Here is a 17,350-nt window from a genome sequence, read left to right on the forward strand (position 1 = left end):
CGTTACGGGTAACTCACCCGGGCAACAGGCAACACAACATGCGTCACAGCGGAAACACGCTTCAGCGAATCTCCCTGAAGAAGGCCCGGATGTCGCCAACCAGGAGCTCGGGCTCCTCCATGGCGGCGAAGTGGCCGCCGGTCTCGAACTCGGTCCAGTGAACCACCTTGTCCATCTGCTCGGCCAGCCTCCTGATCGGCAGCACGATGTCGTGCGGGAACACCGCGACGCCGAGCGGAGTGGGCGACGGCTGGGGCATGGACCAGGCGTGGGAGAACTCCCAGTAGATCTGCGCCGCCGAGTCGGCCGTGTTCGTCAGCCAGTAGAGGGTGACGTCGGTGAGCAGCCGGTCGCGGTCCACCGGCCGGTCGGTCCAGTCGCGGAACTTCTCCGCGATCCAGGCGAGCTGCCCCGCCGGCGAGTCGGCCAGCCCGAACCCGAGCGTGTGCGGCCGGCTCGACTGGATGGCCATGTAGCCGCCGCTGTCGCCGGTGAACTGCTCCAGCTTGGCGAGCCGCTCCTTGTCGGACTCACTCACCTCGCCCAGGTCGTCCGACGGGAACGTCATGAGGTAGTTCACGTGCACGCCGATCACGTGCTCGGAGTCGACCAGCCCCAGCTCGCGGGAGATCCCGGACCCCCAGTCGCCACCCTGCGCGCCGTACCGCTCGTACCCGAGCCCGGCCATCAGCGCGGCCCAGGCGCGGGCGATCCGGTTGAGCGTCCAGCCGGTCTCGGCCAGCGGCGCGGAGAACCCGAATCCGGGGACGGACGGGATCACCAGGTGGAAGGCGTCGGCCGGGTCCCCGCCGTGCGCCCGCGGGTCGGTCAGCGGGCCGATCACGTCGAGGAACTCGACGACCGAGCCGGGCCAGCCGTGGGTGAGGATCAGCGGGGTGGCGTCCGGTTCGGGCGAGCGGACGTGCAGGAAGTGGATGTTCTGGCCGTCGATCTCGGTGACGTACTGGGGGTGGGCGTTGAGCCGGGCCTCGTGCGCCCGCCAGTCGTAGCCGGTGGCCCAGTACTCGGCCAGCTCGCGCAGCTCCGCCACGGGCATGCCGCGCTCCGGGCCGGCGCCGGGAGTCTGTACGGGGTAGCGCGTCCGGCTCAGCCGCTCGCGCAGGTCGTCGAGGTCGGCCTGAGGTATGTCGAGGTGGAATTCCCTGATGTCCATGGAGCAACCGTCTCAGGGCATGTGGCAAGCTTTTTGCCGTAATGACCGGGAGAATCAGCGCATGTTGGAAACCTCCGCACGGCTGCTCCGCCTGCTGGCGCTCCTGCAGACCCGGCCCGACTGGACCGGCGCCGAGTTGGCCGGGCGCCTCCAGGTCAGCCCCCGGACCATCCGCTACGACATCGACAAGCTGCGCAACCTCGGTTATCCGGTACACGCCGCGCCCGGGGTCACCGGGGGGTATCGGCTCGGCGCCGGGGCCAAGCTGCCGCCGTTGCTGCTGGACGACGAGGAGGCGGTGGCGGTCGCGATCGGGCTGCGCACCGCCGGCGCGATGGAGGGCATCGAGGAGACGTCGCTGCGCGCCCTGGCCAAGCTGGAACAGGTGCTGCCCGACCGGCTGCGCCGCCGGGTCCAGGCGCTGCACGCGGCCACGGTCTCCCTCGCGCCGGGCGGGCCGGCCGTCGCCGCCGAGACGCTGACCGCTGTCGCCGCCGCCTGCCGCGACCGGCACCGGCTGCGGTTCGGCTACCGGACGCACGAGGGGTCCGGGCGGGAGCGCGACGTGGAACCGTACCGGCTGGTGCACACCGGGCGCCGGTGGTACCTGATCGGCTGGGACGTGGACCGGGGCGACTGGCGGACGTTCCGGGTCGACCGGATCGCGTTGCGGACGCCCGGCGGGCCGCGGTTCACCCCCCGGGAGGAGCCGCCCGCGTCGATCGTGCCCAAAGGGGTCGACACGGCGTTGATGCGGTACCGGGCGCGCGTCACCGTGCACGCGCCCGCCTCCGCCATCGCCTCGCACCTGCCGGAATCGGTGCTCGTCGAGAGCGTCGACGACGGTACGTGCGTCGTGCACGCGGGCGGCGAGACCCCTATGCGGCTGGCCCTCCACATCCTGTCGCTGGATGCCGACTTCACCGTCAGCGACCCCCCTGAGCTGCTGGAAGCCCTGCGAACCCTCTCCGCTCGGGCCGAGGTCACCCGGCGCGGGTCAGCCCGGGAAGGCCAGGGTGTCGCGCCCTTCGTCCACGGGCGGCTCGGGCTCTCGCCGGCCCCGCCTGGACAGCCTTGAGGCGGCCAGCGTGAGGAGCGCCCCACCGGCGGCGGCGATCAGCAGCGCGTACACCGGCACCCCGCTCCCCCCACTCGGCGCAGGAGCCGCGGCGACCGGCGCGGTGGCGGGTGCGGTGACCGACGGCGCGGCGGCGGGCGCCGGGTCCGACGGCGCGGCGGCGGCCTTCATGGCTGCTCCCTCACCGCGCGGGAACCCCGGCGGCCGGATGTCGCCCCAGTAATCCTTGCCGCCACCCAGCACCAGGTCGGTGGACACAGGCCGCACCTTCAGGCCGCCCGGGACGCTGAGCGTGCCCACGAGATGGGGCTCGAACGGGCCCTGGATGCCGTCGACGCGCCACGATCCCTCGGGCACGGCGATCGCGGTGACGTAGTGGCCGGGCTCGGGCAGCGGGGTGCCGGGGAAGGTCAGCTCCTTCCCTCCCTCGCCGGTGAGCCGCAGCCCCACCACACCCAGATCGCCCTCGTAGGGGTGGTTGCCGTGCTGGAGCACCCAGAACCCGAGCGTGTACGTCGTGCCGGGGGCGAACCGCGCGGGCATCGGGTCGAGATAGGTCACCGCCCAGTTGCCGGCGGCCGATACCGGGAGCGCCCCGGCGGCCAGCGCCGCCGCCACCATGACCAGGATGGTCAAAATCTTCTTCTTCATCACACACCTCCGGTGTTGGTACACCGGACGGGCGGCGCGGGTTCCCGGGATCAGCGGTGGGCGCGGCCGAGGATGTGGGTCATGGCGGGGGAGCCGGGCGCCGGGCGGAAGACGAAGCGGTCGTTCGCCTCGATCGTGAACCCGGCGTCGCGGATCGCGGCCGTGGTGTCGCGGTTGGGGCGGCAGCCACCGCACAACCGCCACCACAGCGGGGTGACGAGGTGCTCCAGGGTGGCCCGGACCCGCTTGCCGGAGCGTACGTGCTCGAAGAAGCGCAGCTCACCGCCCGGCCGGAGCACGCGGCGCAGCTCGGCGAGCGCGGCGGCCTGGGACTCCACGGAGCAGAGCACCAGCGACACCACGGCGGCGTCGAACGTCGCGTCGTCGAACGGCAGCTCGCCCGCGTGCCCGGCGACGACCTGGACGGGCACCGGCGAGGTGAGCGCGGCTCGCTCGGCCAGGCCGCGCAGCAGGTCCTCCGGCTCGACGGCGACGACCTCGCGGACCCCCGCGGGATAGTGGGGGAAGTTGAGGCCGTTGCCCGCCCCGACCTCCACCACCCGCCCGGACAGCCCGGACAACAGCCGGTCGCGGTGCGCGGCCATGCCGAACCGCTCCGCCTGGCCGCTCATCCGTTCGTACATGCGAGCGAACCGAGGATGCTGGTACCGCGAGAGGTCCCCCATGCGGCCACACTAGATCGCGCGTGGCCCCGGTGCGTGCCCGGTCGCGGTGACGCCCGGTGGGGCGCCGTCCACAAGCGCGACCCCGGCCGCCATCGGCATCGACGGTCTCGTCGCGGCTTTCACCGTCTGTGCCGTGGTCGCGGCCGGGGTGGCCCTGATCTCGCTCGTCCTCGTCCCGGGCGTGCGCGCCGGGCATGACCTGGGGTTCTGGGACCCGGTCAGGACGAGTCGTTGTTCATGTAGCGGTCGATCTTCCACTCGTTGCCGGTCTTCTTGAGGATGAAGAACTCCCGCATCATCTGGCCGTCCTTCTCGCTGGACGCGCGGACGAAGGCCCAGTCGCCGGTCGCGGCCGCCTCTTCGATCTTGTGCGTCGCGGTGTCCTTCTCCTTCAGCATCTCCTTGTAGACCTTGGTCAGCTCGTCCGTGCCCTCCGCGGTCTTCATGCCCTGGATGGCGGCGAGCCCTTCCGGGCTGTACGCGGCGACGGCCTTGTCCGCGTCACCGGCCTTGAGGGCCTCGAAGTACGCCAGGACGGCGGCCTTCGGTGAGCCCTGCTCGGCGCTCTCCGACGGTCCCGGGCTCATCTCTGAGCCGGTCGGCAGCGGGCTCATCTCGTTTTCGGGCGGCATCGGGCTCGTGGTCTCGGTCGGAGGACTGGCCACGCCCATGGCGGACGTACTGCCTCCGGCCGCGCACCCCGCCAGTAGGGCAGGAACGACGACGGCCGCCAGCAGGAGTGATTTGCGGTGGAAGTTCTGGTGCATGCCCGCTTGATGCCCAGGCGATCTCCGGCCGAATGCCCACTTGTCCAGTTCGGACGAGCCCTTTACGGAGCTAAGGGGCATCGGGGTCAGGCACTAGAACTCCGTGACGATCTCCGCAGGTGGGTATACATGGCCACTTTGATGACCCACGGGGAGGACGCAGCGCCGTTCGGAGTCGACCCTGCGGCAGCGCTGGGCGTCCTCGCGTTGTGGCAGCGGTTGGGGCTCGTTGCTCAACTTCGACTCGACCTCAGGCACCCCGAGGACGTTACGTTGGGACCACGAAAGGGTGGTCGCGATCTGGTCACGATCGCACCTCTGAACGATCTCACGCTGTCCAGTGAAGCGTGACCGTGAGTAAGTTTTCCGGTCTCCTGCGAGGGCAGAGGGCCGCTCATGCCCGCCGAGAACAATCCTCCCCAGGACGCCCCCGAGGACGACACGGTCGTGACGGTGACGGCGTGCGAGGACGGCCCACTGCTCGTGCGGGGCCGGTTCGCGCTACTGACTCAGGACGGCGTGCCGATCGACCCCGGCAGGGCCACGGTGGCGCTGTGCCGGTGCGGCCGGTCGTCGGTCAAGCCGTTCTGCGACGGCTCGCACAAGGTGGCGGGCTTCCGGGCCGCAAGCGAGCCCGACCCTCCGGCCTGACGACGGCGTTCGCGCAGCCCGCGCGGCGAGTGGGCGGCCGTGCCGAGCCTACGGCCCGCGTACGGCACTCCCCCGGTCAGCGCCGCCCCCACGGCCAGCCAGCTGCAGGTGGCCCGCTCCAGCACCCAGACCGGGGCGAACAGCGACGCGCTGCCCGGGAAGACCCGTCGCCCGCCGGCCCGCCGTCGCCCCGCCTCGGCCAGGCCCACGACCAGCCCGGCGCCCGCCAGCAACGCCCCCCATCGCCCCCGCGCCAGCCCCGCGGCAACGGCGGGCAGCACGGCCAGGAACAGCCCCATCCGCGCCGGCTGCGCCAGGTCGTCGTAGGCCTGCCGGACCCGCTGCGACCAGAACCGCCTCACGTCACACGGCAGCCGCCGGACGTAGAGGCCGGGGTCGTGGATCTCGATCCCGTCGTGGGCGCGGACGGTGCGGATCAGCTCCAGGTTCTCGAACAGCACGTCGCCGTCGTAGCCGCCCATCCGCAGGAAGAACTCCCGGCGCAGGCCGAACGTCCCCGGGTAGTCGGCGCCCAGCCCCCGGTTGAGCAGCGTGCGGGCGGTGTCCCAGCGGGCGTGCCAGGGCGCCGGGTCGAAGTAGTTCTGCGGCCGGACCAGGTCGGCCCCGGCCAGCAGCGTGTGCATCCGGCGCAGGCCCGCCACGTCGTAGCGGACGTCGTCGTCGGCGATCACCACGCGGTCGGCGCGGGCCAGCCGCAGCCCGGTGGTGACGCCGGCCACCTTGCCGTTGGCGAAGCGGAGCCCGGCGTCGGGAGGCACGTGCAGGGCCAGGTCGCGCCAGCGGCGGGCGTGCCGCTCGAAGAGCCCGGCGGGGCTGCCGTCCACGACGACGACCCGCACGTGGCGGGCCAGGCCGCGCAGGTAGGCGGTGAGCTCGTCCAGCCCCGAGTCGTCGTCCCAGCGCAGCGGCAGGACGTAGTCGAGGTCCATCACATCGAGCTCGACGCGAGGCTGTCACCGGCGAGCGAGGTCCGGCCCCGCTCCCAGCGGGACATGACGTGACCGGCCCACAGCCGTTCCAGGGTCAGCGCGCAGGCCGCGCCCCACAGCAGGACGCCGGTCTGCTCGGGGTGCGCGGCCGCGAATCCGCCGCACATGTCGTGCACGGCGATCTGCTCGTGCACCGCGTCGGCCTGCACGTGCTCGTCGTAGAAGCGGGTGGCCGCGGCGTCGCCACCGAGCCGCCGCAGGCCGATGGCGTAGCGGCGGTTGGGCTGCGAGGACGTCATCTCCAGGGCGGCCAGATGGCCCAGCGCGGCGCCGCGCAGCCTGCGGTGCAGCCCGAACAGCGACATGGCGTTGGAGATCGCCAGCGTGATGGGCGGCACGCGGCCCAGGTAGGCACCGTAGGAGTCGTCCAGGCCGAGGTGGCGCATGGTGCCGCGGAACAGCTCGGCGTGCATGCGTTCGCGCCGGCCGCCGCCGTACTCGTCGGCTTGGATCTCCACCAGCGCGGCCTTGGGGCCGCCCCGCAGCCGCGGGATCGCCCACGTGTGCGGGTCGGCCTCCTTGAGGTGGTAGATCGACCGGTGGACGACGAACTCGCGGAACTGCTCCAGGGTGGCCTCGCGCCGCATGAACGCCGACACCGACGGCCCGTCGTCGGCGGCGGCCAGTTCCTTCAGCACCCGCCGCACGTCGCGCGGCCCCACGGGCTCCGGCCAGGGCACGGCCCGCGCCAGCGCCTCCTCGAAGGCCCGCTCCAGCATCGCGCGAGCCCGCAGCAGGGACGGCTCCCACTCCCAGCGGTCGTCCACGTCGTCGAACCCCTGGTAGTGCAGCTCGTAGCAGCAGAACAGGGCGAGCTGCAGATCGGGATCCTCCAGGTCGGACGCCGCGGACGCGAGGGGCGGCGCGGCGCCGCCGGGCGCCTCGCGAAGCCGTTCGAACAAGTGCGCGGTGATGGGACCGCGGGCCTCGGGCAGGCGTATCGGAATCACTCCCTAGGTCAGAGCCGGTAGACCGACACGTGCGCGGTGCTGGCGTCGGTGAACGGGGCACCGTCCCAGTCGGACCAGCGGTGCTCCAGCTCCATGCCCGCCAGGCGGGCCATCAGGTCGAGCTCGGCGGGCCAGGCGTAGCGATGATTGGCCGGCAGCAGGCGTACCCCTTCGGCGGTCATCCTGACCTTCGTGGTGCGCATCAGCTGCTCGGCCGGGAACACCTGCGCCGCCTCGGCGACGACCACGTCCTCGCTCATCGACAGCAGCCGCAGCGCCGAGCCGTCCTGGAAGGCGTTCAGATTGGGCACCCACGCCTCGACCACGAACCTGCCACCGGGCCGCAGATGCTCGGCCGCGTTGCGGAAGCACCTGACCTGGTCGTCCTGCGACGGCAGGGCGTAGATCGTGTTGGCCGCGAGGAGCACCAGCCCGAACCGCCCCTTCACCGTGGTGGCGGAGAAGTCGCCCACGATCACCGCGATGTCCTCGCCGCCCGGCTTGGCACGGAGCACCTCCACCATCTCCGGCGACCCGTCGATCCCCGCCACACCGAGCCCACGCGCGGCCAGGGGCAGCGCCAGGCGGCCGGTGCCGATGCCGAACTCCAGCACAGGGCCGTCGCCGGCCAGCTCGTGCAGCCGTTCGACCGCGCGTTCGGTGGGCAGCTCGCGCACGGTCGCGTCGTAGATGTCCGCGATGCTCCGCCCGTAGGCGGAGGCGTCGAACGCCGGCATGACAGACCCCCCGTCTCATGAGTTTCCGCAGTGGATGCCCGGGAGTGAAGTGACTAAACGAGCACGTCCGGACGATCGCGTTCGCGGCGACAGCCGGGTTCCGGGAGGGGCGCCGTCAAGACCCGGCAAAACGGTTTGTCGCTCGGTTACCTGCTCCCACCTCGGGTAACAGCACCTCACCAAGGGGGAAATCATGATCAAAATGCTGCACAAGATGGGCATCAAGTCCGAGCACGCGTACATTGCCGGGGTCGCGTCGATCGGCCTTTCCATCGCGTCCTGGGTGATGTCCAAGAACGCCAAGGGGTCGGCTCTCGACCGGGCCGACCGCTGGGGCATCTTCGTCGGCGAGTGGGCGCCGACGTTCTTCGCCCTGGGGGTGGCGCTGCGCATCGAGGAGACGCACCGCGACCTTGAGAAGGAGTCGGAAGCCGACATGCTTCAGCGTTCGACCGGAGCCAGGCAGCCGGCTCACTCCGGAGCCTAGGACAACGCCGCCGGACAGAGGCCGCCCAGCCCGGCGGCCCTGTCCGGCGGCCCTGTCCGGCCGCCCTGTCCGGCCGCCCTGTCCGGCGACCTCGATGGCGCCGGCCGCCCAGACCTTCGGGCCGCATCGCTCCCGCGAGCTCACGGCTACCGCGACGAGCCGCTCCCGAGCCGCCGGAGCGGCTCGTCGGTCAGCCTGAACGTGGTCCACTCGTCGATCGGGCCGGCGCCGAGCGACCGGTAGAACCTGATGGCCGGCTCGTTCCAGTCGAGCACCAACCATTCGAGCCGCTGGTATCCGCGCTCGACGCAGATCCGGGCCAGCTCCGTCAGCAGCGCCCTGCCGTGCCCGCCGCCTCGCCGGTCCGGCCGTACGTACAGGTCCTCCAGGTAGATGCCGTGCGTGCCGCGCCAGGTGGAGTAGTTGAGGAACCACATGGCGAACCCGGCCACCTCTCCCTCGTCCTCGGCGATGTGCGCGAAGACGGCGGGCGCGTCGCCGAAGAGCGTGTCGCGCAGTTGCTCCTCGGTGACCCGGACCTCCTGCGGAGCCTTCTCGTACTCGGCCAGGTCATGGATCAGTTCGAGGATCACGGGGACGTCGTCGGGGGTGGCGATGCGAATCATGCGCTCAGGGTAAGGGACCCCCGCCACCTGTCGGTCCGGGGTCCTTCCGGCATCCGGGACGTGGCCTAACGCCGCTCCCGGAGGGCCGCCTCAAGGCGCATGCCGAGCCCTATCACGGCTGCCGCGATGGACACCGAGACGATCTGGAAGGGCGGCTCACCCCGCGAGAAGACGAGCGCCATCACCGACAGGGCTCCACCCACGATGAGCGCTATCGTGCCGCATGCCCGCACGGCGGCGACGTTCTGCCTTCGACCATCCCCCGAACGCACGTTGATCTCGGTCAACCTCTTCACGTTCACGGCGATGAGCATCCCATGTGAGAAATGCTCGCGGAACCCCCCGCGGACCTCGTACGGACGGCGATCCGTCCGAACGAAGGCGCGGCCCCCGCGACGTGATCAGGCCAGCCCCACCCCCGAGCCGGATCTCGCGTTGCGCACCACGTCCTGGTCGGCCACACCGAGCAGTTGCCGGGTGAGGTCGTCCAGCGCCCGGGCGGCGGCGAGCTCGTCGCCGATCCCCGCGGCCGGCGGGTCGTGCGGGTTGCGGTGCGCCTCGCCGTAACCGGTCAGCTGCGCGTCGGCCGGAGTGGCGAGAGTGGCCTGCGCGGTCGTGGTGTCGTCGTTCTCGGATATGTCGATCTGAACGTCCCAGTGTTTCTCGTTCACGATCTTCACCTCCTCCGTTCCTTGTTCTCCCCCTACCCATCACGAGGCCGGGAACCCGGCCCGCCGCTGACCGGCGACTTCCCGGAATCCGCGGAGAACGCATGCGGATCCCAAGTGACTTCCAAGAGGGCGCTTCTAGCCTTCTTCCCGTCCAGGCCGGGGCTGGTTCAGAGCCTCGGCGACCGGCGCTCGGGACGAGAGCCGGGGAACCGGACGAGGTCGCGGAGACGCGCCGGAAGGAACACCCCATGCCGAAGATCACGATTGCCGATCCGCCGTTCGAGGGAGCGGAGCCCACCGGCTGTCCGCGGCCGGCGGGAACGCCGGGCCGGTGAGTGCCGCCCGCCGCGCCGCGGCCACGATCACGTGGCGCTGGACGTGACCGGTCACCCCGCCCCCCGGAGGCACGGCGTCTACCGGGAGGAGGCGCTGCGCGGTCGCGACGGCGCCCACATCGGCGACCGCTTGCCGCTGGTGATCAGGACGCCCTCGTTCCTGCTGCTGTGGGTGGCGGTGGCGGCCATCGCGGCGGCCGCGGCCTTGCTGGCCGCGGTGATCCTGGAGACGGTCCGATGATGCGCCGGGTCCCCGTCCTGCTGCAGAACACCGAGACCGAGTGCGGCGCGGCCTGCCTGGCCATGGTGCTCTGCCACCACGGCCGACGCACCACCCTGCTCCAGGTGGCCGAACGGCTCCAGGTCGGCAGGGACGGCCTCAGCGCCAAGGCCATCGTGGACGGCGCCCGCGAGCACGGCCTGAAGGCGCGGGCCTTCTCCCTCGCGCCCGAGGACCTGGCGCGCGTGCCGCTTCCCGCGATCGCACACTGGGAGTTCAGGCACTTCGTGGTGGTCGAGCGCTGGTCGCCCGACCGGGTGGACGTCGTCGACCCGGGCCAGGGTCGCCGCCGGCTCACCGCCGAGGAGTTCAGCGCCGGGTTCACCGGCGTGCTGCTGGTCTTCGAACCCGGCGAGGGATTCCACCGGGGCACCTCCTCGATGGCGAGCGCCTGGCGCCGCGCGTTCATCCGCACCCTGTTCCGGCGCCGTCGCGGCCTGCTCGCGCAGGTCATCGCCGCCTCGCTGCTCCTGCAGTTACTCGGGCTGGCGCTGCCGCTGTTCTCCGAGCTGCTGATCGACACGATCGTCCCGTCGCGGGGCACGGAGCTCCTGTCGCTGCTGGGCGTCGCCGTGCTGCTGGCGGGCGCGGCCCAGCTGGTGATCGGTTACCTGCGGGCGGCGCTGCTCGTGGCCGTACGCGCCCGGGCCGACCAGGAGCTCACCGAAGGGGTGGTCGGCCACCTGGTGGCCCTGCCCTACCGCTACTTCACCCAGCGCGGCAAGGGCGACCTGGTCACCCGCGCCGCCAGCGTCTCGACCCTGGGCGACATCCTCACCGGCCAGGTCGTGGCGGCCCTGCTCGACGGCCCGCTGGCCGTGGGCTACCTCGTGCTCGTCTACCTCTGGGACCCCGTGTTCGGGCTGGCGCTGACCGGCGTCGCCCTCCTCCAGACGGTGCTGCTGCTGGCCACCACCAACCGCATCGCCATGCTCACCCGGCAGGAGCTGACCGCGCTGTCCGCCTCGCAGAGCAGCCTCATCCAGGCGATCACCGGCATCGAGACGCTCAAGGCGTCGGGCGCCGAGAAGCGGGCGGTGGAGCAGTGGTCGGGCCACTTCGCCAAACAGCTTGACGCCGACGTACGCAGCGGCCTTACCAGGGGTTTCCTGGAGGCCGCGCTGTCCGCGATCCGGGTGGTGGCGCCGCTCGGGCTGCTGTGGCTGGGCGCCTGGCGGGTGCTGGACGGCCAGCTCACCATGGGCGAGCTGATCGCGCTCAACACCATCGCGCTCGGCGCACTGACCCCGCTGAGCTCGTTGATGACCGGCCTGCAGAGCCTGCAACAGGCCGGCGCGCACTTCGACCGGCTGTCGGACATCCTGGCCTCCGAGCCCGAGCCGAGCGACGGCATCGAGGTGCTCCGGCTCCGCGGCGCCGTCGAGCTGCGCGACGTGAGCTTCCGGCACGACCCGCGCGGCCCGTGGACGGTGCGGGGCGTCTCGGTCGCCATCCGGCCCGGCCAGAAGGTCGCGCTGGTGGGCGCCTCGGGCTCGGGCAAGAGCACCCTCGCCAGGCTGCTGCTCGCGCTGCACCTGCCCACCGAGGGCGAGATCCGCTACGACGGGGTTCCCGCCGCCGAGCTGAACCTGCGCACCCTGCGCCGCCAGTTCGGCGTGGTCACCCAGGACCCCTCCCTGTTCAGCGGCTCGATCAGGGAGAACATCGCGATGAACGACCCCGGCGCGTCGCTCCGGCGGGTCGTCTCGGCGGCTCGGCTGGCCGGGCTGCACGACGAGATCGCGGCGATGCCGATGGGCTACGAGACCGTGCTCACCGACGGCGGCGGGCTGTCCGGCGGTCAGCGGCAGCGGCTCGCCCTGGCCCGCGCCGTGCTGTCACGGCCCAAGGTCCTGCTGCTCGACGAGGCCACCAGCAGCCTCGACAGCGCCACCGAGGCACTCATCGAGGCCAACCTGAGCCGCCTCGTCCAGACCCGGATCGTCATCGCCCACCGGCTCAGCACGGTCAGGGACGCCGACCTGATCCTCGTCATCGACTCGGGACGGGTCGTGCAACGCGGCACCCACGCCGAACTGATGGCCCTGGGCGGCACGTACGCCGACCTCGTCGCCGCCCAGACCGTACGAGGCTGACACGCGTCACGGCCCCGGCCGCTGGACGCCCCTTCCAAGGGGATGGGGAGCGCCCGAAGGCGCTCCCCATCCCTTCTTCACTTGACCTTGTAGGCGTCGACGATGGTCTGCTGCACCGAGTTGCCCACGGAGTCCGTCGCCTCGGTCCTGATGGTGACCGTTCCGGGGGTGCTGGGGTGCTTGGTCACCACCCGATGCGTGGTGCCGAGACCCGGTACGACGACGGCCGGGGTCCAGTGAGCGCCCTGGTCGGCGGACGTCCACACACGGAGTTTGGTCAGGCGGCCCACGCCGCCCTTGGTGTCGAAGGTGAAGGTGAACGGCCGGCCCGCCCGTACGGTGTCGTCCGCCGGCAGGCCGAGGTGGTGGACGAGCTGGATGAGCGGCAGCTCGGCACACGGGTTCTTGTCGCCGAACAGCTTGCCGTCCAGGCAGGGGAAGGAGGGCTTGCCGGCCGCCGGCCGGGAGGAGCGGAACGTCCAGCTGGTGTTGACGCTGGTGCCGCCGTGACGGCCGGTGAAGCCGTCCTTGAACACGTTGGTCAGCCGGTAGGTGCCCTCGCCGGCGGGGACGGTGTAGTAGGGAAGGCCGAGCTGGTCGGTCTGGGGCGTCAGCTCCCTGTCACCGCTGAACAGGTGGGTCTCCTCGGTGCCCGGCGCCCCCTGGTAGGAGTGGCTCGGATCGGAGGCGTCCGCGTAGTAGCCCATGCCCGCCGCACTGAGCGTGCGCAGGCGCAGCCGGTCGCCCTGCCGGCAGGTGTCGCAGAAGAGCCCGAGATCGAAGGCGGTCGGAGTGTCGGGGCCGACCGCGGCGCGGGAGGGCACGAGCGGCTCGTTCCAGTGCTCCGTCTCCCGTACGGGCCGGGGGAACCCTCGGTTGGACGTGGCGACCCGCATGGCGTCGGGAGCCTCGGCATCGCTGAACTGGTAGCCGCGCTGCCACAGCACGTCGGGGGCGAGGACGCTGTAGTACTCGGTGCGACTGGCGGGGATGGCGAAGTTGATCGATGCCCGGTAGCTCAGGTTCACGCCGGGGCCGAAGTGGTGGTTGGCCTCCGAGGCGTTGGCGATGGGGCCGTGCCTGCCCGCCGAAGGGGTGAACTGGGCATGGTAGGTGGTGTCGATCTGCGCGAGTTCGCCCGGCTTGACGGTGAAGCTCAAGCTGGTGGGGACGCCGCCGCGCAACCAGGAGGCGAGCTTGTACTCGTACGGATTGGTCAGCTCGGCCTTCAGGTCGGCCCGCACGGACGACCTGCCTGCCAGGGCCGCCTCCACGCGGGCGATGTCCTCCTTACCGAGAGCGATGATCGGGATCTTGGCGTGGTCCACATAGGGCTCGTAGGACATGAGCCGTCCCATGTGGCTGCCCGCGAGCACACCCGCGGCGCCGGCGGCCACCGCCGCGTCCACGCCCGCGAGGAACTCCTCGGGACCCTCACCGGTGACGTAGGCCAGCTTGCCGCGCAGGTTCCCGCCCTTGGCCAGGGTGAGCCGGCGATCGGTGGCGAACTTGGGCATGGCGTCGAGCCGGTCGGTCGCGTAGTAGGGGTCCAGTTCCTGTCCGGCCACCGTCAACCGGACCTGGGTGGCGCGACGGATCTGGTCGAGGTTCAGCACGGCGCCGCCCAGCGACGGCGCCTTGGTCGGCGAGACGAAGAAGTGGTCCGGCCGGACGCCCTCGTAGACGGCGATGAGACCGCTGGAGCTCTGGCGGCCGGACGCGCCCGTCTGGGTGTACATCATGTTGAAGCCGTTCGCCTCCGACGGCCGGGGCGTGGCGAACCGGATCGGCTTCGTCTTGGTCCAGTCGAAGGTGATCGAGGTGTCCCCGTCGAGGCGCAACTCCGGCTCGATCATGAGATGGTGCTGCAGCTCACGGTCCGGAAGCGCGTAACCCAGCACCTGCGTGATCGCTGAGTAGACGCCGCCGTGCGGCAGCCTGACCTCCTGCTCCCAGGTGTTGACCGTGTCGGTGGCCCGCCACGATCCGCCCGGGAAGTCGAGCGGCTCACCGTCCAGGAGCGGATCGGTGTCGTTCATCCTGCCGAAGGAGATGTTCGAGTACATCCTGGACCATCGAGGGTCGCCGATGAGCCTGACCTTCAGGGTGTCGTACCTGACCCCCTTGTGGAAGGCGATCGGCGCGGTCAGCCGTTCGGTGCCGCCGGTCGCCGTCAGCCTGCCCGTGTACCAACCGGCGGCGCCGACGGTGGGCTCGATGGTGAGCCGTGCTTCGGCGGTGCCGCCCGCCGGGATGGTCAGCGACGACGGCGTGACCGTCGCCGTCCCGTCGGGGGCCGCGGCGTCGCCGTGCGCGAGCGCCACCGACAGGGCCAGGGTGACGGACTCCTCGCCGGTGTTGCGGTAGGTGACCTTCCTGGTCAGCGTCTGGCCGTCGTACGGCTCGACGAACTTGGCCGACACCTCCGACAGGTCGCCGAAGACGTGCTGGGTGACCGCCCGGCCCACGTCCAGCCGTCCGGCGCCCAGGTCGTACGGGCTGCCTTCGAGGGGGTGCGCCGTGCCGACCAGCGCCGTCTTGAGCTGCTCCGGGGTCCAGCCAGGGTGCTTGGCGGCCATGATGCCGGCGGCGGCGGCCACGTGCGGCGTGGCCATCGAGGTGCCGGAGGCCGCGGTGTAGTTGTCGTCGATCGGTCCGCCCATCGCGGTGCCCGCGGCCCTGGCCGCGATGATCCGCACCCCGGGAGCGGTGATCTCCGGCTTGATCGTCGGGACCTCGCCCACACGCGGGCCGCGGCTGGAGAAGTCGGCGACCCGGTCCGCGCTGTCCACCGCGCCCACGGTGAGCGCGGCCGTCGCCGAGCCAGGGGCGGCCACCGTCGAGGAATCCGGTCCCGAGTTGCCCGCCGCCACGACGAAGAGCGTGCCGTGCTCGGCGGTGAGCTCGTTCGCCGCCTGGCTCAGTGGGTCGGTGCCGTCGGTGGGGCTCCCGCCCAGGCTCATGCTGACCACCCGGACGCGGCGGGTCTCCGCCTGCCACTGCATCGCGGCGATGATCTCGGACGTCTGCCCGCTGCCGGAGTCGTCCAGCGCCTTGGCGATGCTCAGCCGGGCGCCCGGAGCCACGCCCTTGTACCTGCCGCCGGAGGCCGCGCCGGTGCCCGCGACGATGGCGGCCACATGGGTGCCGTGCCCGTGCCGGTCGGTGGCCACGTCGGGATCACCTCCGCCGGGGTTGCCCTCGGGCACGAAGTTGCGTGCCGCGGCGATCCTGTCCCGCAGGTCGGGGTGCTTGTCGTCGACCCCGGTGTCGATGATCCCCACCTCGGCGCCGGTGCCGTCGAACCCGGCGGCCCAGGCGGTGGGCGCGCCGATCTGCGGGTTGCTCACGTCGTCGAGGGCCTTGACCCTGGCGTCGAGCCAGACCTTGCGCAGCCCGGCCCCGAGGGTGGGATCGGCGGTCGCCGGCCTGTCCTTGGCGATCGACGGCGCCTCACCGCGGATCGACTCCCAGAAGGCGCCCGCCTTGTCCTTGTCCACCTTGAGCGCGGCGCCGTCGATGCTTTTCAGCACCAGCGGGTCCTGGCCGGCCTTCAGCGCGCGGGCCTTGCCCGCGATCTCGGAGTCCTTCACCTGCTCCTGGTACTGGACGATCAGGCGAAGGTCGTCTCCCTTGGCACTGCCGCCGGCGGCGAGGGAGTCAAGATTGAACAGCTCCTTGTCCAGCAGACCCGCGCCCACGTACGGCTGGACGTCACTCGGGAACACGTAGTAGCCCTGCTTGTCCTGCTGGGCCCGGTAGGTGAGGGTCTCGCGGCCGGGGGCGAGGTCCACGGTCACCGAGGCGCGGCCCGAGCCGTCCTTGGCGTAGACGACGGTGTCCCCGGTCAGCAGCGTGAGCCTGACCGGGGACATGACGACGGATGACGGTTTCACGGCTGGGGCGGGCGGAGCCGCCGACGCGCCCTCGCTGACCACCGCCAGCGGCACGACCGCCAGCAATAAAGCTCCGAGCACACGTAACCTGGGGGATTGCACCATCTGAGCGACAGCCTCCGAACACTACGGCGCCCCGGCCGATCACCGGCCGAAGGCCATGGAGATCAATTCTTTGCTGACTTAATCTTGGGAATCGGTCACCGCGCAAGGGCGCACTCCGGACTGGAACCCGCCAAATGGCGGGATGCCGCCAGATGAGTGAGGTTTCGCATGCTGGAAGCGATCGGGCTGTCACCGACCGAGAGCCACCTGTATTCCACTCTCGTCGACCAGCCGCGTTCGACCGCCGGAGAGCTCGCGGCGTGCTGCGGCCTGTCGACGGCGGCGGTCGCCCGCATGCTGGCGACCTTCGCCCGGCGCGGCCTGGCCAACCGGTTACCCGGGCGCCGCGCGCGCTACGTCGCCATCTCCCCCGACGTCGCCTTCAAGCCCATGCTGGCGCTGCGCGAGGAGGAGCTGAACCAGGCCCGCTCGGCCGTCCACGACCTGACCTCGTCGTTCCACCGCGCCACCCGGAACACCGTGCACCCTGGCGAGCAGATCGAGGTGATCACCGGCGCCGAGAACATCCTCAGCCGCGCGTACGCGATCCAGGACAGTGCGCAGGCCGTCTTCCGCGTCATGGAAAGGCCGCCGTTCGTGATGTCCGTCCTCAACAGCAACGAGGACCGCGAACGCCAGATGCTCCTCGCCGGCATCGACTACCGCAGCCTGTACGACCAGGAGACCCTGACCCTGCCGGGTAAGCTCGACACGATCTGGGCCGCCTGCGCGGCCGGCGAACAGGCACGCGTGCTGCCCACCGTGCCGCTGAAACTCTGGATGGCCGACGAGGCGCTCGCCCTCGTCCCCGTGTTCAACGGCGTCAACGGCATCAACGCGGCATTCGTGGTGCACCGCTCCACGTTGCTCGACGCCCTCCTGGCCCTGTTCGAACTGGAGTGGAAGCGCGCCTCCCCGCTACGCGCGGCGCCCAAGCCTGCCTCGCCGGACAACGGGCCCGCCGAACTGGACCGGAAGCTGGTCGGACTGCTCGCCGCCGGCCTGACCGACGAGGTCATCGCCCGCTCACTCGGCCTCGGCCTGCGCACCGTGCAGCGCCGCATCCACCTCCTGATGAGGGACCTCAACGCCGTCACCCGCTTCCAGGCGGGCATGGCCGCCAGAGAACACGGCTGGATCTGACCTTCGG

At 71.4% G+C, this 17,350-nt stretch carries 16 protein-coding genes and 1 pseudogene; 6 read left to right on the forward strand and 11 right to left on the reverse strand.

Annotated features, from left to right (window positions below; translation table 11 throughout):
* Positions 1–61 precede the first annotated feature (61 nt).
* Positions 62–1,174, reverse strand: coding sequence for an epoxide hydrolase family protein (locus tag AB0I38_RS19835; RefSeq protein ID WP_358469630.1), 1,113 nt, complete (start codon positions 1,172–1,174; stop codon positions 62–64).
* Between the two features lie 61 nt (positions 1,175–1,235).
* Here AB0I38_RS19835 and AB0I38_RS19840 point away from each other — a divergent pair, with 61 nt between their 5' ends.
* On the forward strand, positions 1,236–2,252 hold the full coding sequence (locus AB0I38_RS19840) for a helix-turn-helix transcriptional regulator (RefSeq protein WP_358469633.1): 1,017 nt from the start codon (positions 1,236–1,238) through the stop codon (positions 2,250–2,252).
* On the opposite strand, the gene AB0I38_RS19845 is transcribed toward AB0I38_RS19840, so the two are convergent.
* The 3 genes from AB0I38_RS19845 to AB0I38_RS19855 form a co-directional block, all read right to left on the reverse strand.
* Positions 2,172–2,903 carry a hypothetical protein gene (locus AB0I38_RS19845; protein WP_358469636.1) on the reverse strand — a complete coding sequence of 244 codons (732 nt, stop codon included), beginning with the start codon at positions 2,901–2,903 and terminating at the stop codon, positions 2,172–2,174. The genes AB0I38_RS19840 and AB0I38_RS19845 overlap by 81 nt on opposite strands.
* 50 nt (positions 2,904–2,953) lie before the next feature.
* Positions 2,954–3,589: a class I SAM-dependent methyltransferase gene (locus AB0I38_RS19850; RefSeq protein ID WP_358469639.1), complete on the reverse strand. Its 636-nt coding sequence runs from the start codon at positions 3,587–3,589 to the stop codon at positions 2,954–2,956.
* A 218-nt stretch (positions 3,590–3,807) separates the two neighbouring features.
* A complete protein-coding gene (locus AB0I38_RS19855) occupies positions 3,808–4,356 on the reverse strand; it encodes a YybH family protein (RefSeq protein ID WP_358469642.1) in 549 nt (182 codons plus the stop codon).
* 396 nt (positions 4,357–4,752) lie between these two features.
* On the opposite strand from AB0I38_RS19855, the pseudogene AB0I38_RS19860 reads away from it, so the two are divergent.
* Positions 4,753–4,902: pseudogene (locus AB0I38_RS19860) on the forward strand (hypothetical protein); the annotation flags it as partial.
* Here the strand turns inward: AB0I38_RS19860 and AB0I38_RS19865 are convergent.
* From AB0I38_RS19865 to AB0I38_RS19875, 3 genes are read right to left on the reverse strand one after another with little or no spacing between them, the layout of a single operon-like run.
* Positions 4,866–5,957, reverse strand: a complete 1,092-nt coding sequence (locus AB0I38_RS19865; RefSeq protein ID WP_358469645.1) for a glycosyltransferase — start codon at positions 5,955–5,957, stop codon at positions 4,866–4,868. The pseudogene AB0I38_RS19860 and the gene AB0I38_RS19865 sit on opposite strands and share 37 nt — an antisense overlap.
* Complete coding sequence (locus AB0I38_RS19870) at positions 5,957–6,919, reverse strand: iron-containing redox enzyme family protein (protein WP_358469648.1); 963 nt, start codon at positions 6,917–6,919, stop codon at positions 5,957–5,959. Before AB0I38_RS19870 ends, AB0I38_RS19865 begins: the two co-directional genes overlap by 1 nt.
* 56 nt (positions 6,920–6,975) lie before the next feature.
* A complete protein-coding gene (locus tag AB0I38_RS19875; RefSeq protein WP_358469651.1) occupies positions 6,976–7,704 on the reverse strand; it encodes a class I SAM-dependent DNA methyltransferase in 729 nt (242 codons plus the stop codon).
* Positions 7,705–7,897: 193 nt separating this feature from the next.
* Between AB0I38_RS19875 and AB0I38_RS19880 the strand changes: the two genes are divergently transcribed.
* Positions 7,898–8,191 (forward strand): hypothetical protein, encoded by a 294-nt coding sequence (locus tag AB0I38_RS19880; RefSeq protein ID WP_358469654.1) that lies wholly within the window; start codon positions 7,898–7,900, stop codon positions 8,189–8,191.
* A gap of 146 nt (positions 8,192–8,337) precedes the next feature.
* Here the strand turns inward: AB0I38_RS19880 and AB0I38_RS19885 are convergent, their stop codons facing one another.
* From AB0I38_RS19885 to AB0I38_RS19895, 3 genes are all read right to left on the reverse strand, one after another.
* The gene (locus tag AB0I38_RS19885; RefSeq protein WP_358469657.1) at positions 8,338–8,817 is read right to left on the reverse strand and encodes a GNAT family N-acetyltransferase; all 480 of its coding nucleotides are present in this window, start codon (positions 8,815–8,817) and stop codon (positions 8,338–8,340) included.
* Positions 8,818–8,882: 65 nt separating this feature from the next.
* A complete protein-coding gene (locus AB0I38_RS19890) occupies positions 8,883–9,119 on the reverse strand; it encodes a hypothetical protein (RefSeq protein ID WP_358469660.1) in 237 nt (78 codons plus the stop codon).
* A 99-nt stretch (positions 9,120–9,218) separates the two neighbouring features.
* A complete protein-coding gene (locus AB0I38_RS19895; RefSeq protein WP_225263269.1) occupies positions 9,219–9,488 on the reverse strand; it encodes a dsRBD fold-containing protein in 270 nt (89 codons plus the stop codon).
* Positions 9,489–9,854: 366 nt separating this feature from the next.
* Between AB0I38_RS19895 and AB0I38_RS19900 the strand changes: the two genes are divergently transcribed.
* Together AB0I38_RS19900 and AB0I38_RS19905 are read left to right on the forward strand one after the other, a co-directional pair.
* Positions 9,855–10,064: a hypothetical protein gene (locus AB0I38_RS19900; protein ID WP_358469663.1), complete on the forward strand. Its 210-nt coding sequence runs from the start codon at positions 9,855–9,857 to the stop codon at positions 10,062–10,064.
* On the forward strand, positions 10,061–12,199 hold the full coding sequence (locus AB0I38_RS19905; RefSeq protein ID WP_358469666.1) for a peptidase domain-containing ABC transporter: 2,139 nt from the start codon (positions 10,061–10,063) through the stop codon (positions 12,197–12,199). The genes AB0I38_RS19900 and AB0I38_RS19905 overlap by 4 nt, the downstream gene beginning before the upstream one ends.
* Positions 12,200–12,276: 77 nt before the next feature.
* On the opposite strand, the gene AB0I38_RS19910 is transcribed toward AB0I38_RS19905, so the two are convergent.
* On the reverse strand, positions 12,277–16,176 hold the full coding sequence (locus tag AB0I38_RS19910) for a S8 family peptidase (RefSeq protein ID WP_358469669.1): 3,900 nt from the start codon (positions 16,174–16,176) through the stop codon (positions 12,277–12,279).
* A 192-nt stretch (positions 16,177–16,368) separates the two neighbouring features.
* Here AB0I38_RS19910 and AB0I38_RS19915 point away from each other — a divergent pair, with 192 nt between their 5' ends.
* Positions 16,369–17,343: a helix-turn-helix domain-containing protein gene (locus tag AB0I38_RS19915; protein WP_358469672.1), complete on the forward strand. Its 975-nt coding sequence runs from the start codon at positions 16,369–16,371 to the stop codon at positions 17,341–17,343.
* Positions 17,344–17,350: the final 7 nt, after the last annotated feature.

It is taken from the genome of Nonomuraea cavernae, assembly GCF_040655715.1.
Lineage (GTDB): Bacteria > Actinomycetota > Actinomycetes > Streptosporangiales > Streptosporangiaceae > Nonomuraea > Nonomuraea cavernae_A.

Excerpts from the sequence above, each read along its gene's own strand:
- AB0I38_RS19835 (WP_358469630.1), bottom strand. The coding sequence starts at position 1,174 with ATGGACATCAGGGAATTCCACCTCGACATACCTCAGGCCGACCTCGAC.
- AB0I38_RS19840 (WP_358469633.1), top strand. The coding sequence starts at position 1,236 with ATGTTGGAAACCTCCGCACGGCTGCTCCGCCTGCTGGCGCTCCTGCAG.
- AB0I38_RS19845 (WP_358469636.1), bottom strand. The coding sequence starts at position 2,903 with ATGAAGAAGAAGATTTTGACCATCCTGGTCATGGTGGCGGCGGCGCTG.
- AB0I38_RS19850 (WP_358469639.1), bottom strand. The coding sequence starts at position 3,589 with ATGGGGGACCTCTCGCGGTACCAGCATCCTCGGTTCGCTCGCATGTAC.
- AB0I38_RS19855 (WP_358469642.1), bottom strand. The coding sequence starts at position 4,356 with ATGCACCAGAACTTCCACCGCAAATCACTCCTGCTGGCGGCCGTCGTC.
- AB0I38_RS19865 (WP_358469645.1), bottom strand. The coding sequence starts at position 5,957 with ATGGACCTCGACTACGTCCTGCCGCTGCGCTGGGACGACGACTCGGGG.
- AB0I38_RS19875 (WP_358469651.1), bottom strand. The coding sequence starts at position 7,704 with ATGCCGGCGTTCGACGCCTCCGCCTACGGGCGGAGCATCGCGGACATC.
- AB0I38_RS19880 (WP_358469654.1), top strand. The coding sequence starts at position 7,898 with ATGATCAAAATGCTGCACAAGATGGGCATCAAGTCCGAGCACGCGTAC.
- AB0I38_RS19885 (WP_358469657.1), bottom strand. The coding sequence starts at position 8,817 with ATGATTCGCATCGCCACCCCCGACGACGTCCCCGTGATCCTCGAACTG.
- AB0I38_RS19905 (WP_358469666.1), top strand. The coding sequence starts at position 10,061 with ATGATGCGCCGGGTCCCCGTCCTGCTGCAGAACACCGAGACCGAGTGC.
- AB0I38_RS19915 (WP_358469672.1), top strand. The coding sequence starts at position 16,369 with ATGCTGGAAGCGATCGGGCTGTCACCGACCGAGAGCCACCTGTATTCC.